Source organism: Scandinavium goeteborgense (assembly GCF_003935895.2).
Lineage (GTDB): Bacteria > Pseudomonadota > Gammaproteobacteria > Enterobacterales > Enterobacteriaceae > Scandinavium > Scandinavium goeteborgense.
Window position 1 is genome coordinate 2395541 of the sequence record NZ_CP054058.1, and the last position, 15517, is coordinate 2411057.

The 15517-nt window shown below is 57.2% G+C and carries 14 protein-coding genes; 4 read left to right on the plus strand and 10 right to left on the minus strand.

Annotation, left to right across the window (positions count from 1 at the left end; all coding sequences use genetic code 11):
* Positions 1–13: 13 nt before the first annotated feature.
* The 10 genes from pcaF to paaA are packed head-to-tail and all read right to left on the minus strand — an operon-like array spanning position 14 to position 8197.
* Positions 14–1219, minus strand: coding sequence for a 3-oxoadipyl-CoA thiolase (gene pcaF / locus A8O29_RS12285; RefSeq protein WP_125355052.1), 1206 nt, complete (start codon positions 1217–1219; stop codon positions 14–16).
* Positions 1219–1644: a hydroxyphenylacetyl-CoA thioesterase PaaI gene (gene paaI, locus A8O29_RS12290; RefSeq protein WP_125355051.1), complete on the minus strand. Its 426-nt coding sequence runs from the start codon at positions 1642–1644 to the stop codon at positions 1219–1221. The genes pcaF and paaI overlap by 1 nt, the downstream gene beginning before the upstream one ends.
* Positions 1634–3058 carry a 3-hydroxyacyl-CoA dehydrogenase gene (locus A8O29_RS12295; RefSeq protein WP_125355050.1) on the minus strand — a complete coding sequence of 475 codons (1425 nt, stop codon included), beginning with the start codon at positions 3056–3058 and terminating at the stop codon, positions 1634–1636. The genes paaI and A8O29_RS12295 overlap by 11 nt, the downstream gene beginning before the upstream one ends.
* Before the next feature lie 2 nt (positions 3059–3060).
* Positions 3061–3849 (minus strand): 2-(1,2-epoxy-1,2-dihydrophenyl)acetyl-CoA isomerase PaaG, encoded by a 789-nt coding sequence (gene paaG, locus A8O29_RS12300; RefSeq protein ID WP_125355049.1) that lies wholly within the window; start codon positions 3847–3849, stop codon positions 3061–3063.
* Positions 3850–3851: 2 nt separating this feature from the next.
* Positions 3852–4619 carry a 2,3-dehydroadipyl-CoA hydratase PaaF gene (gene paaF, locus A8O29_RS12305; protein WP_125355048.1) on the minus strand — a complete coding sequence of 256 codons (768 nt, stop codon included), beginning with the start codon at positions 4617–4619 and terminating at the stop codon, positions 3852–3854.
* The gene (paaE, locus tag A8O29_RS12310; RefSeq protein ID WP_125355047.1) at positions 4616–5686 is read right to left on the minus strand and encodes a 1,2-phenylacetyl-CoA epoxidase subunit PaaE; all 1071 of its coding nucleotides are present in this window, start codon (positions 5684–5686) and stop codon (positions 4616–4618) included. Before paaE ends, paaF begins: the two co-directional genes overlap by 4 nt.
* Positions 5687–5693: 7 nt before the next feature.
* On the minus strand, positions 5694–6194 hold the full coding sequence (paaD, locus tag A8O29_RS12315; RefSeq protein ID WP_174081319.1) for a 1,2-phenylacetyl-CoA epoxidase subunit PaaD: 501 nt from the start codon (positions 6192–6194) through the stop codon (positions 5694–5696).
* Between the two features lie 11 nt (positions 6195–6205).
* Positions 6206–6961, minus strand: a complete 756-nt coding sequence (paaC, locus tag A8O29_RS12320) for a 1,2-phenylacetyl-CoA epoxidase subunit PaaC (RefSeq protein ID WP_125355046.1) — start codon at positions 6959–6961, stop codon at positions 6206–6208.
* 7 nt (positions 6962–6968) lie between these two features.
* The gene (paaB, locus tag A8O29_RS12325; protein ID WP_125355045.1) at positions 6969–7256 is read right to left on the minus strand and encodes a 1,2-phenylacetyl-CoA epoxidase subunit PaaB; all 288 of its coding nucleotides are present in this window, start codon (positions 7254–7256) and stop codon (positions 6969–6971) included.
* 11 nt (positions 7257–7267) lie between these two features.
* A complete protein-coding gene (paaA, locus tag A8O29_RS12330; RefSeq protein WP_246316609.1) occupies positions 7268–8197 on the minus strand; it encodes a 1,2-phenylacetyl-CoA epoxidase subunit PaaA in 930 nt (309 codons plus the stop codon).
* A 287-nt stretch (positions 8198–8484) separates the two neighbouring features.
* On the opposite strand from paaA, the gene paaZ reads away from it, so the two are divergent.
* The 4 genes from paaZ to A8O29_RS12350 all read left to right on the plus strand — a co-directional run bounded on the left by paaZ (position 8485) and on the right by A8O29_RS12350 (position 15376).
* Positions 8485–10524 (plus strand): phenylacetic acid degradation bifunctional protein PaaZ, encoded by a 2040-nt coding sequence (gene paaZ / locus A8O29_RS12335; protein ID WP_174081320.1) that lies wholly within the window; start codon positions 8485–8487, stop codon positions 10522–10524.
* Positions 10525–10690: 166 nt separating this feature from the next.
* A complete protein-coding gene (gene tynA / locus A8O29_RS12340) occupies positions 10691–12958 on the plus strand; it encodes a primary-amine oxidase (RefSeq protein WP_159465348.1) in 2268 nt (755 codons plus the stop codon).
* 120 nt (positions 12959–13078) lie between these two features.
* The gene (dgcJ, locus tag A8O29_RS12345) at positions 13079–14602 is read left to right on the plus strand and encodes a diguanylate cyclase DgcJ (protein WP_246316610.1); all 1524 of its coding nucleotides are present in this window, start codon (positions 13079–13081) and stop codon (positions 14600–14602) included.
* A gap of 153 nt (positions 14603–14755) precedes the next feature.
* On the plus strand, positions 14756–15376 hold the full coding sequence (locus A8O29_RS12350) for a helix-turn-helix domain-containing protein (RefSeq protein ID WP_125354006.1): 621 nt from the start codon (positions 14756–14758) through the stop codon (positions 15374–15376).
* Positions 15377–15517 lie beyond the last annotated feature (141 nt).

Sequence of the window (15517 nt, forward strand, 5' to 3'; positions counted from 1 at the left end):
CAGGTTAATCAGCTCACACGCGCTCCAGGATCATGGCAATGCCCTGACCCACACCGATACACATCGTGCACAGGGCGTAACGCCCTCCGCGACGGTGCAGTTCATTGCTGGCGGCCAGCGCCAGTCGGGCACCACTCATGCCTAACGGATGGCCTAACGCGATGGCACCACCGTTGGGATTTACATGCGGGGCATCGTCCGGGAGCCCCAACTGTCTCATGACACCGAGCGCCTGGGCGGCGAACGCCTCATTCAGCTCGATGACGTCCATATCGTTGATACTCAGCCCCGCGCGCTCCAGCACTTTGCGGGTGGCAGGCACCGGGCCAAGCCCCATCAGACGTGGCTCGACGCCCGCGGTGGCCATCGCCACAATACGCGCTCGCGGGGTTAATCCCTGACGTGCGGCCATTTCCGCGCTGGCGATAATCAGTGCCGCCGCCCCGTCGTTGACGCCTGAAGCGTTACCGGCAGTGATGACCCCGTTGCTGCGAAACGGCGTTTTCAAGGCGGCGAGTTGTTCGAGCGTGGTTTCCGCTCGCGGATGCTCATCCTGCGTCACTTCGGTCAACGCGCCCTTTTTGCCTTTTACGCTGACCGGAACTATTTCTTCAGCCAGAATGCCGTTTTGCTGAGCGATCGCAGTGCGCTGCTGACTGCGCCAGGCGAACACATCCTGATCGGTACGGCTAATTTTTAACAATTCAGCTACATTCTCTGCCGTTTCGGGCATGCTGTCAGTACCAAAATGCTGCTGCATGAGCGGGTTCACAAAACGCCAGCCGATCGTGGTGTCGAACATTTCAGCCTGACGCTGGAACGGCGTGGTGGCCTTGCCCATCACAAATGGCGCACGGGACATGGACTCCACGCCACCGGCAATCAGTAAATCCGCATCGCCGGAACGGATAGCGCGGGCAGCAAAGCCAATCGCATCCAGTCCGGAACCGCATAAACGGTTGATGGTGGTGCCGGAGACCGTCTGCGGGAGGCCCGCCAAAAGCGACGCCATGCGTGCCACGTTGCGGTTATCTTCCCCGGCCTGGTTGGCACAGCCGAAAATCACATCGTCGATACGTTCAGCATCCAACTGCGGATGCCTGTCGAGCAGCGCCCGCAGCGGCACCGCGCCCAAATCGTCGGCGCGAATACCGGCAAGTCCACCGCCGTAGCGCCCCACCGGCGTTCTCACGCCGTCACAGATAAATGCGTCACGCATCAGGCTTCTCCCGTTACGCTGCCACCGATGCGGTGTGATTTACCGCGAAACAGGGCCACAGCTTTTTGTTGTTGGTTTACGATTTCAATGTCATACACGCCGGTCAATTTGCCCTGATGCATCACGCGCGCGGTGGCGGTGAGTTTATCCCCGGCAAAGCCCGGACGCAGAAAGTCGATGTTGCAGCCCGATGCCACCGCCGCCAGCCCCTGGCTGTTGCAGGCGTAGGCGAATGCGGTATCCGCCAGCGAGAAAAGCTGCCCGCCGTGGCAGGTTTGATGGCCGTTGAGCATGTTGGCGGTGACAGTCATGGTCAGCACCGCGAAGCCTTCGCCCATCTCGATAATGTCGATTCCCAGCGCCTGAGCGCAGGTGTCGCGTTCGTACATCACGCGGGCGTTATGCCAGGCGTCGTTATGACTCATAGCTACTCTCCAGAAGCGCACGCTGGCGCAGCAGGGAACAAGGGCGATAGCGTTCTTCGCCGTAATGACGTTGCAGGTTTTCCAGCAGCGCCAGCACGCGCTGCCAGCCGAGCTGTTCACCCCACTGGAGCGGGCCGCGCGGGTAATTCACGCCCAGACGCATGGCGGTGTTGATATCTTCTTCGCTGGCGACGCCTTTTTGCAGGGCGTCCAGCGCTTCGTTGACCAGCATCGCCACGGTACGCCACACCAGCAGCCCCGGATAATCAGCGACCAGCAGCACTTTTTTGCCTTGTTGCTGCAACCAGTAAATGGCTTTTTCCGTGGCTTCCAGACGGTTGCCCGGCGCGGCGGCAATCACCACTACCGCGCCCTCACTGCGGTCCATCATCACCACCGGCTGGTGAGTGCGCGTGGCCGCGGCCTGAGCGGTTTCACCGGTAGTTTCCATCAACAGCAGATTATCAAGCGTGACAACGTCACGTTCTTTTTGCACGCTGGATGCCTGACGATGCACAGGTACTGGCGGATAAAACGCAGGCTCGGCGGCCCCCTGCGGCCAGGGATAAACGCCCTGCCCACTTTTTTTACCGTAGCGCCCCGCCAGCACCAGCTCCTGCTGCACCAGCGACGGCAGAAAACGACGTTCCTGCCAGAAAGCGTTAAACACTGAACAGGTCACGGCGAAATTCACGTCCTGACCAATCAAATCGGTAAGCGCCAGCGGCCCCATCGGGAAACCGCCCGCTTCACGGAGCGCGGTATCAATCGCTTCCGGGGCGGCAACCTGCTCTTCCAGCGCGCGCCAGGCTTCGGCATAGAACGGACGCGCCACGCGGTTGACGATAAAACCTGGCGTGGAGTGGCACTGAACCGGCTGTTTGCCCCAGGCCAGCACGCACTGGCTAAGTTGCGTCACCACTTCGGTGGACGTCGCCACACCGCTTACAACTTCCACCAGTTTCATTACCGGTGCCGGGTTGAAGAAATGCAGCCCCGCCACCCGCTCCGGGTGCGTCACGCCCGCCGCAATCGCGGTAATCGAAATGGATGAGGTGTTGCTGGTCAGCAGCGTATGCGCCGGGCAGATTTCACCCAGCTGTGCAAACAACGCTTTTTTGACGTCGAGATTTTCAGCGGCCGCTTCAATCACTAAGTCGGCTGCCGCCAGCGCGGCGATGTCCGTCACCGGCACAATGCGCGCCAGACCGCGTTCGCAGGCGTCGGCGCTGAGTTTGCCGCGTGCGACCCGGGACTCCAGACGCTGACGCAGCGCGTCGATCGCGCGGGTCATGGCGTCGGCAGAAATGTCATGCAGCAGCACTTGTTGCCCGGCCATCGCCGCCACTTCCGCAATACCTGCGCCCATGGTGCCGCTGCCAATCACCGCTACGGTTCGAATCTGTTGGCTCATGGTCATTTCCCGCTGAACTGTGGTTGACGTTTGGCAAGGAAGGCGCTGACGCCTTCGCGATAATCTGCGCTGCGCCCTGCCATGCGCTGGTAATCACGCTCGAGGTCGAGCTGTGCGTCCAGACCGTGGGTTTCCGCCGCGTTGATCGCCTGTTTGATAAGTCCGAGGCCATACGTCGGCTGCGTGGCGAAGTGGCGCGCCATCTGATGGGCGGTGTCGCTGAGCTGTGCGTCATCCACCACCTGCCAGATCATGCCCCACTGCTGGGCCTGTTCGGCGCTGAGTTTGTCCCCCAGCAGCGCCAGGCCCATGGCCCGTGCACGCCCCGCCACTCGCGGTAAAACCCAGGTGCCGCCGCAGTCCGGAATCAGTCCCAGCTTGCTGAACGCCATCACGAAATTTGCTGAACGCGCGGCAATCACCATGTCGCAGCCGAGGGCCAACGTGGCACCCGCACCTGCCGCCACGCCGTTCACCGCACAGATAACCGGTTTGGGTAGTTTTGCCAGACGGCGAACCAGCGGGTTCCAGAAGGTTTCCACCGAATAGCCGAGATCAGGTGGCGGGCCGCTCGGGTCAACGTTGCGGTCGTTCAGATCCTGTCCGGCGCAAAATCCGCGCCCGGCACCGGTGATGACCAGGCAACGAATGGCATCATCGCGTTCGGCCTGTGTCAGGCACTCGGCGAGCTGCCCGTGCATTTCCTCGTTAAAGCTGTTCAGTCGATCCGGACGATTCAGCGTGAGCGTCATCACCCCGTGCTCAACGTGACTGAGAATAAAAGCATCCATCGTTAGCGTCCTTTGAATTCGGGTTGGCGTTTGGCGAGAAACGCGGCGATACCTTCGCGACGATCGTCAGTTGCGCTGAGCAGCGTAAACAGCTGGCGCTCCTGCGCGAGTCCGGCAGCGAGCGTCACTTCCTGTGACTGACGAAGCGCCTGTTTGGCGGCCTGCAACGCCAGCGGAGCGTGTTTCGCCATCGCAGCCGCCAGGCTGAGGGCGTATTCCGTGGTCAGGCCAACCGGGTAAATTTCACTCACCAGCCCCGCCTGTTGCGCGCGCGGGGCATCAATGCTGCGTCCGGTGAGCACCATTTGTGTCGCTAAGGATTTGCCCACGCAGCGGATCAGACGCTGCGTGCCGCCTGCGCCCGGCATCAGGCCGAGAGTGATTTCCGGCAGTCCAAACGTGGCGTTATCGCCCGCCACCACCACATCGCACAGCAGCGCCAGTTCACAGCCTGCGCCCAGCGCATAACCGTTCACGGCGGCAATCAGCGGTTTGCTGAAGACGTCGATGCGCGCCCAAATGCGCGGGCGAATATCGTTCAGCGTCGCGGCTAAATCTTTCTCCGCCATCTCCTGTAAATCCGCTCCGGCGGCAAACACGCGCTCGCTGCCGGTGATGATGACCGCGCCGATGCTGCTGTCCTGCTGGGCTGATTCCAGCGCGTCGGCAATTTGAGTCAATAACGCGTTGTTCAGGGCATTGCGTGCCTGAGGACGGTTCAGCGTCAGCAGCAATACGCGGTCGTGGCGGCTAATCAGTAATTCGCTCATGCCATCCCCTTCGCATCAAAATCGACGATCACGTCGGCAGTGACCGGCAGCGACTGGCAGCTCAGAACGTAACCTGCCGCCAGTTCATCCGGCTCAAGGCTGTAGTTGGTAGCCATAGACACTTCACCGCGCAGCACTTTGCATTTGCAGGTGGCGCATACCCCACCTTTGCAGGCGTAAGGTAAGTCCGCGCCCTGACGCAGCGCGGCGTCGAGAATGCTTTCGTCATCAGCGGAAAGGACGATTGCGCGGTCACGTCCGTCCTGACGCAGGGTGACGGTCTGGCCGTCGGCCTGGACGCTAGACGCGTGGCGCACGGTGCTGCCCGGGGTATTGAAGCGCTCGAGGTGAATGGCATTTTGCGGCATTCCCAGCGCGATGAGCGCGGTTTCAGCGTCGTCCATCATCGCCGCCGGACCGCAGATAAAGGCCTCATCAAACTGGCTGAAATTCAGCAGCGAGCGGGAAAGCGCATGCAGTTTTTCACCGTCGATGCGGCCATGCAGCAACGCGCTGTCGAGGGTTTCCTGGCTGAAAATACTCAGCAATTGCAGGCGCGTCGGATACGTGTCTTTCAGGTCGGCCAGCTGCTGGCGGAACATCATGCTCTGACTGCTGCGGTTGCCGTAAATCACGGTGAACGCGCTGTCCGGCTCGGCCTGTAATGTGGTTTCGACAATCGCCAGCATTGGGGTTATTCCGGAACCTGCGGCGATTGCCAGATAGTGTCCGCTGCGCTCAGGCTGCGGCTGATAACCAAAGTTGCCCTGGGGGATCATCACCTCAAGGGTCATTCCGGCTTTGATTTCATCCCGGGCATAGCGTGAGAAGCGCCCGCCTTCGATGGCCTTCACTGCCACGCTGATTTCGCCCGGCACCGCGCGGCGACAAATCGAATAACAGCGGCGGAGTTCTTCGCCTGCCAGTTTGGCCTTCAGGGTCAGATGCTGACCGGGGCGGAACGCGTAGGCGCTTTGCAGCGTTTGCGGGACGGCGAACGTAATGGTCACCGCATCGCGGGTTTCCGGCTCAACCTTTGCCACCGTAAGCGAATGAAACGTCGTCATGGCAACCTCAAATACATTTAAAGTAATCAAAGGGTTCCCGGCAGCTGTCGCAGCGGTATAACGCTTTGCAGGCCGTGGAACCGAATTCACTGATCATCGACGTGTGGGTGCTGCCGCAGCGCGGACAGGCCACATCTGTCGGCATTCCCGCATGGCAGGCATGGGCCTGTGGCGGGCTGATGCCGTACTGGCGCAGACGTTCACGGGCATCCGGTGTCATCCAGTCCGTGGTCCACGGCGGGTCAAGCTGCAGGACGATATGCACCGGCGTGTAGCCGTGCGCGGTCATCGCGGTGCGGATCTCACCGAGCAGATGCTCCGTTGCCGGGCAGCCAGAATAGGTTGGCGTGAAGCCCACCACCCAGCCATCGCCCTGCGGCGTCACGCTGCGCACCATCCCGAGATCGGTGATGGTCAGCACCGGCACTTCCGGGTCTGAAATCTGACTTAACAGCGTCCAAATCTCGTGGACTTCAGCGGGAGCAATACTGGCGAGACGTTGTTGCATAGCGACCTCCGTTACCACTGCTGACCGGGATACGAACGCTGCAGATACTGCATTTCTGCCAGCATTGGCCCCAGATGTTCGGTGTGCAGCCCCTGTTTGCCACCGGTGCGGTACGGCTGCTCCTGCGGAACGTTGAGTTCTGCGGCGGCCAGTACGCTGGAAATTTCCGCCAGCCAGCCGGCTTTCAACTCGCGCGGGTCGACAGCGACGCCTTCGGTAATCAGCGTTTCTTCCAGCGCATCGACCTGGAACAGTTCGGCGGTGAAGCGCCACAGATTGTCGATGGCGGCCTGCATCCGCGCGGCGGAAAGTTCGGTCCCACCGCCCAGACGCTCAACCCAGCCACGGCTGAAGCGCAGGTGATAACGCGCTTCTTTGATGGCTTTGGCGGCGATGGCGGCAATCTGTGCGTCTTTGCTGCTCGTCAGTCGACTGAACAACGCCACGTGCCAGGCATCAATAAACAGCTGGCGCGCCAGGGTGTCAGCGAAGTTACCGTTCGGCTGCTCGACCAGCAGGATGTTGCAGAACTGGCGTTCATCGCGGCCAAACGCCAGCGTGTCTTCATCTCCCTCGCCCTGACGTTCAGCGGCGTAGGTCAGGAAATTTCGCGCCTGGCCCATCAGATCGAGCCCGATATTGGCCAGCGCCAGATCGATTTCCAGCTCCGGGGCGTGACCGCACCAGGCCGAAAGGCGCTGAGAAAGCACCAGACAGTTGTCGCCGAGGCGCAGAGCGTAGGTCGCGATAGGATCGTGATTCTTCATGACTGCCTCACATGTGCTCGATGCCGTCAGGCAAGGTATAGAACGTCGGGTGGCGATAGATTTTGCTCTCCGCCGGATCGAAAAATTCACCGCATTCTTCCGGCTGCGAGGCCACGATTTCGCTCGCTTTTACCACCCAGATTGAGCAGCCTTCGCTGCGGCGGGTGTAGGCATCACGGGCATTTTCCAGCGCCATGCGATCGTCGGCGGCGTGCAGGCTGCCTACGTGACGGTGCGATAAACCTTGTTTGCTGCGAACGAACACTTCATATAACGGCCAGTAGACATTGCTCATTGTTGTTCTCCTTACGCCACGTTGCGGGCCTGCTGTTTTTCGGCATGCGCCAGCGCGGCTTCCCGCACCCAGGCGCCCTCTTCCCAGGCTTTACGCTTGGCGGCCAGACGTTCGTGGTTGCAAATGCCACGCCCGTTAATTACGTCATTAAATTCATTCCAGTCGATGGCGCCGAAGCGGTACTCGCCGGTGCTTTCGTCACGCGTCAGGTCCGGGTCCGGCACGGTCATGCCGAGCATTTCAACCTGCGGAACGGTGTTGTCGACAAAGCGCTGACGCAGTTCGTCATTACCGAAGCGCTTGATTTTCCACGCCAGGCTCTGGGCGCTGTTCGGCGAGCTGTCATCGTTAGGTCCGAACATCATCAGCGCTGGCCACCAGAAGCGGTTGATGGCGTCCTGCAACATCTCGCGCTGCTCTTCGCTGCCGTTCGCCAGCGCCATGCAGGCTTCGAATCCCTGGCGCTGATGGAAGCTCTCTTCCTTACAGATTTTCACCATCGCCCGGGCATACGGGCCATAAGACGTACGGCACAGCGCCACCTGATTGACGATCGCAGCCCCGTCAACCAGCCAGCCAATCACGCCGATATCGGCCCAGTTCAGCGTCGGGTAATTGAAGATGGAGGAGTACTTCATGCGGCCGTCGAGCATCTTTTGGTAGATGTCTTCGCGAGCGCAGCCGAGGGTTTCCGCCGCGCTGTAGAGATAAAGGCCGTGCCCCGCTTCGTCCTGCACTTTCGCCAGCAGAATGGCCTTGCGGCGCAGTGTCGGCGCGCGAGTTATCCAGTTACCTTCCGGTAGCATGCCGACAATCTCAGAATGCGCGTGCTGGCCAATCTGGCGGATCAGGGTTTTCCGGTACGCCTCGGGCATCCAGTCCTGCGGCTCGATGGCCGTCTCTTCGGCGATGCGCGCTTCAAAGCGTTGTTCTTCAGTCACATTGTCACCTTTATGATTCCCATTTGATTCACTTAATGCATTTTTGTGAATCATATTGTTTATGTGAAGTTACATAAAGGTTAACTAAAACCCCAAGAATGGTTTGTGTATTCTGTGACGCTCCTCGCAGAGTAAATAGAAATATCGTTACATAACAGAGAAGTAATAAATCAGCCGATGCAGACAAAGATCGCATTGTTAATAAATTATTAAATTCGGCATTGATTTTTATGATTCATAATCAAACTATGTATGGCGAAATGACGTAACATTTACGGAGAGACACAATGCAGCAGTTAACCAGTTTCTTATCCGGCAGCTGGCAGTCTGGCCGGGGCCGAGCGCGGACAATTCACCATGCGATTACCGGCGAACCACTTTGGGAAGTGACCAGCGAAGGGCTGGATCTGGCGCAGGCGCGCCGTTACGCCATTGAGAATGGCGGTGAAGCGCTCGGAAAAATGACCTTTGTTGAACGGGCCGCCATGCTGAAAGCGGTGGCAAAATATTTGCTGGAGCAAAAAGACGCGTTCTATGCCCTTTCCGCAGAAACCGGGGCAACCCGCGCTGACAGCTGGGTGGACATCGAAGGCGGCATTGGCACGCTGTTTACCTACGCGGGACTCGGCGCACGCGAGCTGCCTGACGACGTGTTATGGCCGGAAGATGAGCTGATTCCGCTGTCGAAAAATGGCGGTTTCGCCGCCCGCCACGTGCTGACGGCAAAATCGGGCGTCGCGGTGCACATTAACGCGTTCAACTTCCCGTGTTGGGGAATGCTGGAAAAACTGGCACCAACGTGGCTCGCCGGGATGCCCGCCATCATCAAGCCCGCCACCACCAGCGCGCAGGTGACACAGGCGATGGTAAAATCCATCATTGACAGCGGTTTAGTGCCAGACGGTGCGATAAGCCTGATTTGCGGCGGCGCGGGCGACCTGCTCGACCACCTCGATTTCCAGGACGTGGTGACGTTCACCGGCTCGGCGCAAACCGGGCAGTCGCTGCGCATTCATCCGAACATCGTTAAAAATTCGATTCCGTTCACCATGGAAGCCGACTCGCTGAACTGCTGTGTGCTGGGCGAAGACGTCACGCCGGAGCAGCCGGAGTTTGCGCTGTTCATTCGCGAAGTAGTGCGTGAGATGACCGCCAAAGCGGGACAAAAATGTACCGCCATTCGCCGCATCATCGTGCCACAGGCGCAGATTCAGGCGGTGAGCGACGCGCTGGTAGCCCGTTTACAGGGTGTTAAAATGGGTGACCCGGCCGTAGAAGGCGTGAAAATGGGATCGCTGGTTAACGCCGATCAGCGCGCGGACGTGCAGGAAAAAGTTGATGCACTGGTGGCCGCAGGCTGCGAAGTGCGTCTGGGTGGCAAAGCAGATATGCAGGCGACAGGCGCATTCTACCCACCGACCCTGCTGTTCTGTCCGCATCCGGACGAAAGTCCGGCGGTTCACGCCATTGAAGCCTTTGGCCCGGTCGCCACGCTGATGCCGTATCAGACCCGCGCGCACAGTCTGGCGCTGGCCCGCGCCGGTCAGGGCAGCCTGGCAGGCACGCTGGTCACCGCGGATCCGGCTCTTGCGCGCGAATTTATTCTCGGTGCGGCTCGCGCCCACGGTCGTATCCAAATTCTCAATGAAGAGTCGTCGAAAGAATCCACCGGGCACGGTTCTCCGCTGTCGCAGCTGCTGCATGGCGGGCCGGGCCGCGCGGGCGGTGGCGAAGAGTTGGGTGGTCTGCGAGCGGTGAAGCACTACCTGCAACGCACCGCCGTTCAGGGTAGCCCAACGATGCTGGCGAGCGTCAGCCAGCAATGGGTTCGCGGTGCGCAGGTGCAGGAAGACCGCGTGCATCCGTTCCGTAAATATTTTGAAGAATTGCAGCCCGGCGACAGCCTGTTGACCCCCCGCCGAACCCTGACAGAAACCGATATCGTGAATTTTGCCTGCCTGAGCGGCGACCATTTCTACGCGCACATGGACAAAATCGGCGCGGCAGAATCCATGTTTGGCGAACGGGTGGTGCACGGCTATTTCGTGATTTCTGCTGCCGCAGGTCTGTTTGTCGATGCGGGCGTCGGCCCGGTTATCGCCAACTACGGCATGGAAAACCTGCGCTTTATCGAACCGGTGAAACCGGGCGATACCATTCAGGTGCGTCTGACTGTGAAACGTAAAACCGTTAAGCGTCAGAAAACCGCCGACGATAAACCGACCGGTGTGGTGGAATGGGCAGTGGAAGTGTTTAACCAGCATCAGCAGCCGGTCGCGCTCTATTCGATCCTGACGCTGGTGGCCCGTCAGCAAAGCGATTTCTAACCTTCCTGTTGCCCGGTGGCACGTCGCTCACCGGGCTTAAAGCTCAACATTCTAATCTGGCAAATCTGACAAAACACCTGGCAGGTGCAGGCAAACGTCGTGCGTCTGCTCGCTGTTAGGGTGAGCGTGTCGTGACTCTAAGAACATAACTATACGAGGTTAACAAATGGGAAGCTTTTCTCCTTTTTCCGCCCGTAAAACGGCGCTGGCCCTTGCGGTCGCCCTGATGTGCAGTTGGCAAGCCCCGGTTTTCGCGCACGGCGGCGAAGCCCATATGGTTCCGATGGACAAGACGTTGCAGGAGTTCGGCGCCGACGTGCAGTGGGATGATTACGCCCAGATGTTCACCATCGCCAAAGACGGCGCGTTTGTGAAGGTAAAACCCGGTGCCAAAACCGCCATCGTTAACGGCAAAACCCTGACATTGCAGGTGCCGGTGGTGATGAAAAACAACAAAGCCTGGATTTCGGATACCTTTATCAACGACGTGTTCCAGTCCGGCCTGGATCAGACTTTCCAGGTCGAGAAGCGCCCGCACCCGCTTAATGCGCTGACCGCAAACGAAATCAAAGAAGCGGTTGAGATTGTTAAGGCCTCGCCGGATTTCAAACCGAATACGCGCTTCACGCAAATTACCCTCGCCGAACCGGAAAAAGCGAAAGTCTGGAACTTCGTCATGAGTGGCACTGCCGTCGATGAAGATCGCCTGGCGAACGTGACGATGCTCGACGGCAAACAGGTGATTGAAAGCCAGGTCGATTTAAAGAATAAAAAAGTGCTGCACTGGGCGCCGATCAAAGACGCGCACGGTATGGTGCTGCTGGACGATTTCTCCTCCGTGCAGAACATCATCAACGCCAGCAAAGAATTTGCTGACGTGCTGAAAAAACACGGCATCACTGACACGACTAAGGTGATCACCACTCCGCTGACCGTCGGCTATTTCGACGGCAAAGACGGCCTGAAGCAGGAAGATCGCCTGCTGAAAGTCGTGAGCTATCTGGACGTCGGCGACGGCAACTACTGGGCGCACCCGATTGAAAACCTGGTGGCAGTCGTCGACCTGGAACAGAAGAAAATCATTAAAATTGAAGAAGGCCCGGTGATCCCGGTGCCAATGACGCCGCGTCCGTATGATGGCCGTGACCGCGTGGCTAAACAGCTTAAACCGCTGGAAATCATCGAACCAGAAGGCAAGAACTACACCATCACCGGCGATATGGTGCACTGGCAGAACTGGGATTTCCACCTGCGTCTGGATTCTCGCGTTGGGCCGATTTTGTCAACCGTGACCTTTAACGACAACGGGACCAAACGCAAAATCATGTACGAAGGTTCCCTCGGCGGGATGATCGTCCCTTACGGTGACCCGGACGTGGGCTGGTACTTCAAAGCGTATCTGGATTCCGGCGACTACGGCATGGGCACCCTGACCTCGCCTATCGCCCGCGGCAAAGATGCGCCGTCAAATGCCGTGCTGCTGGATGAAACCATCGCCGATTACACCGGTGCGCCAATGAATATTCCACACGCGATCGCGGTCTTTGAACGCTACGCCGGGCCAGAATATAAGCATCAGGAAATGGGCCAGCCGAACGTCAGCACCGAGCGCCGGGAGCTGGTTATTCGCTGGATAAGCACCGTCGGCAACTACGACTACATCTTTGACTGGGTATTCCACGAAAACGGCACCATCGGTATTGATGCCGGAGCAACGGGTATCGAAGCGGTGAAAGGCGTGCAGTCCAAAACCATGCACGACGCGACCGCCAAAGATGACACCAAATACGGCACGCTCATCGACCACAACATCGTCGGCACCACCCACCAGCACATCTACAATTTCCGGCTCGACCTGGATGTAGATGGCGAAAGCAACCGCCTGGTGGCGATGGATCCGGATGTGAAGCCAAACACCGCCGGTGGCCCGCGGACCAGTACGATGCAGATTGACCAGCATACGATCGACACCGAGCAGCAGGCGGCACAAAAATTCGATCCGGGTACTATTCGTCTGCTGAGCAACACCAGCAAAGAGAACCGTATGGGTAATCCGGTTTCGTACCAGATTATCCCGTACGCCGGTGGCACCCATCCGGTGGCGACCGGGGCGAAATTCGCGCCTGACGAGTGGATTTATCACCGCCTGAGCTTTATGGATAAACAACTGTGGGTGACCCGCTACAAGGCGGATGAACGTTACCCGGAAGGCAAGTATCCTAACCGTTCCACCCACGACACCGGTCTGGGTCAGTACACCCAGGATAATGAATCGGTGGATAACCAGGATGACGTGGTGTGGGTAACCACCGGCACCACGCACGTGGCTCGTGCGGAAGAGTGGCCGATTATGCCAACCGAATGGGTTCACGCGCTGCTGAAACCGTGGAATTTCTTCAATGAAACGCCGACGCTTGGCGAACAGAAGAAGTAAATATAAGGGGCTTCGGCCCCTTTTTTGATCTCAGGCTTCGTTAAAGAGAAACAGGGGTGATATATTTCCCGCGCTATACTGGAAGCGTGGACAGGATTGGGAAAGGAACGGGGTATTTTAGTGAATAATAAGCGGACGATTACCCTTGCGGCTATTGTCATTCTCACTACCGCCGTCTTCACCGGTTTGCTGTTCCGGGAGTACCGCAATTTAACCAGCTACATGGGGTATATTGCCGAAAACGGGAAATCCGCCCTGTTTCATGAAGAATATATTAATCAGCGCATTGCTTATAATATCTCCACCGCATTATCTGCTCCGGTTGTCCCTGTGCCGGGTGAAAACGATCCGGCTACCGTTTGCCAACACATGGAGCGGATCAACGGCATTTATGGCCTGAACCTTATCTCGCACACGCTGCCAGCGCTTGTCGGAACGCTGCAAACGCGCTCCCGTGAATGCCACTCCTGGGCCGCAGACGTGCCCGCCCTGGCAGGGTTGTTAAACTATCGTGTAAGCCCGTTGCCGCGTTACAGCTTTTCGAATTATACCGGCTACACCTTTGACAATATGCGTTACTACATCAATCTTAAAAAGCATTATATTTACATCAACCGCCTGATCGACTCGCGTAAATACGTTTTCCACAACTGGCTGATGTCTGACGGAAAAAACATCCGTATCGACTCCGATGCTATTTCACTCGAAATAGGCACAAAGGCGCTCGCGGATTTACAGCTTGGGAATAATATTGTTTCGCATATTTATAAAGACAGCATTACAGGCAAAAATATCATCAGCACCCTGAACCCGGTATTTGTATCCGGCAAAGTGGAAGGCGTACTGGTAACCGATTTTAATATTACCGACCTGGCCACCTCATTTTATACCCCTGAACGTCCGGTTTTATGGTCCTTTTTGACGATCTACGTTGCGGATAATCGTAGCGGAAAAATCATTCAGTTCCATCAACCGTCCTGGACGTCGTTCCCGATGATCAATTATCAGGCCCCCATTACCCGTTACTACACGCTGCATATCTGCCTTGATTTTCAGTTCTTCATTCTGAATCAGCTGTGGATGATTGTGATGTATATTCTGACCACGCTGCTGCTCTGCCAGTCCGCGCGCTATCACCTTGATCGTAACGCTTCGCTGGCCCGAGATAATGTGACCGATCCACTGACCGGTCTGTTTAATCGCAAAATTATCAATGCGCAACTGGATGAAAAAATACGTAGCTTGCTGAGCCGACAAATAGCCGTGACGATTATTGCCATCGACTGCGATGGACTCAAACGCATTAACGATACGCTGGGGCATCATACGGGTGATCAGGCCATTAAACTGCTCGGCAGCGCCATCGCCACTTCCCTGCGTAAAAGTGACTACGGCATTCGCCCTGGCGGCGATGAGTTCAACATTATTCTGCTGGATGCCGGGCTGGATAAAGCCCACGAAGTGATTCAGCGCATTACCGATAAACTTCTGCAAACCGATGACCGTCGGCTGGTGGCATTTTCGTGGGGCAGCTATCAGATGCTGAAACAGGACACGCTGGAAACTGCATTTATTAAGGCCGACAATTTACTGTATGAACATAAGGAGCGGAAATATGCACCACGAAACCGCAAAGTTCATTAATAAATATCTACTCTGTTGATTTCCAATGGTGGATGGAGAACCATTTCACGTTCACACGCAACCCACAATGGATTTAAACCCTGTAGTAATTCGGCCCCAGGCGCGTTTATCCTCTAGAATAACACTCAGATTTTCATTCTTGTCAGGTTACTTATGATTACACCTCCAGAAAGACCCACTGCGGCAATTGACCGTCTGATCACCGTCCTGAAGCCTCTCGGTAAAATCATCGACGTCGCACCCAAAAAACGTCTGAACTGGGATCATGGCGGCGTGCCGTACGTGTATGTTTTCCTTGAGGGAGAATTATCCGTGTCGAGGGTCACTGACAGCATTTTAATCGCCACCGTCACTGAACCTCATATATTTGGTTTTTCCGAGATGTTCTCGCCGCTTCGTGGCAATAAATTGCGCGCGGAAACACCGTGTTTACTTTCCCGACTGGAACTCCAGGACGCCACCTCTGCGATTGAACAAAATGGCCTGTGGCGTGACGTAGCGGAAGTGCTGGCGTATCACACCAACACCATGCTGTGTCGAGACATGCAAATCGTAAACCAACGCACTTTCCCCATCGTTTGCCACTACCTTCGTGAACTCGATAAACTGCCGGAAGAAACAAAAGCCCGCGTCAATATTCTCAACTACATTCAAGAACGCACCGGGCTGTCACGCAGCAGCATTCTCAATATCATTTCCTCGCTGAAAACCGATAAATATATCAACTTTGCACGCGGCGGTTACATGCTGCAGGTTTTCGACTTGCCGGAATAAGTTTCACAGACTCCAGAACGAATCTTTCCGAGCATGTACGCACATTTCACTCTCCATCCCGCGAAACGCCTGGCGCAGGAATAGTATGCACGGCAACATCCTGTCGTCGTCATCATTAACGGTGTACATAGTACCCAAAAT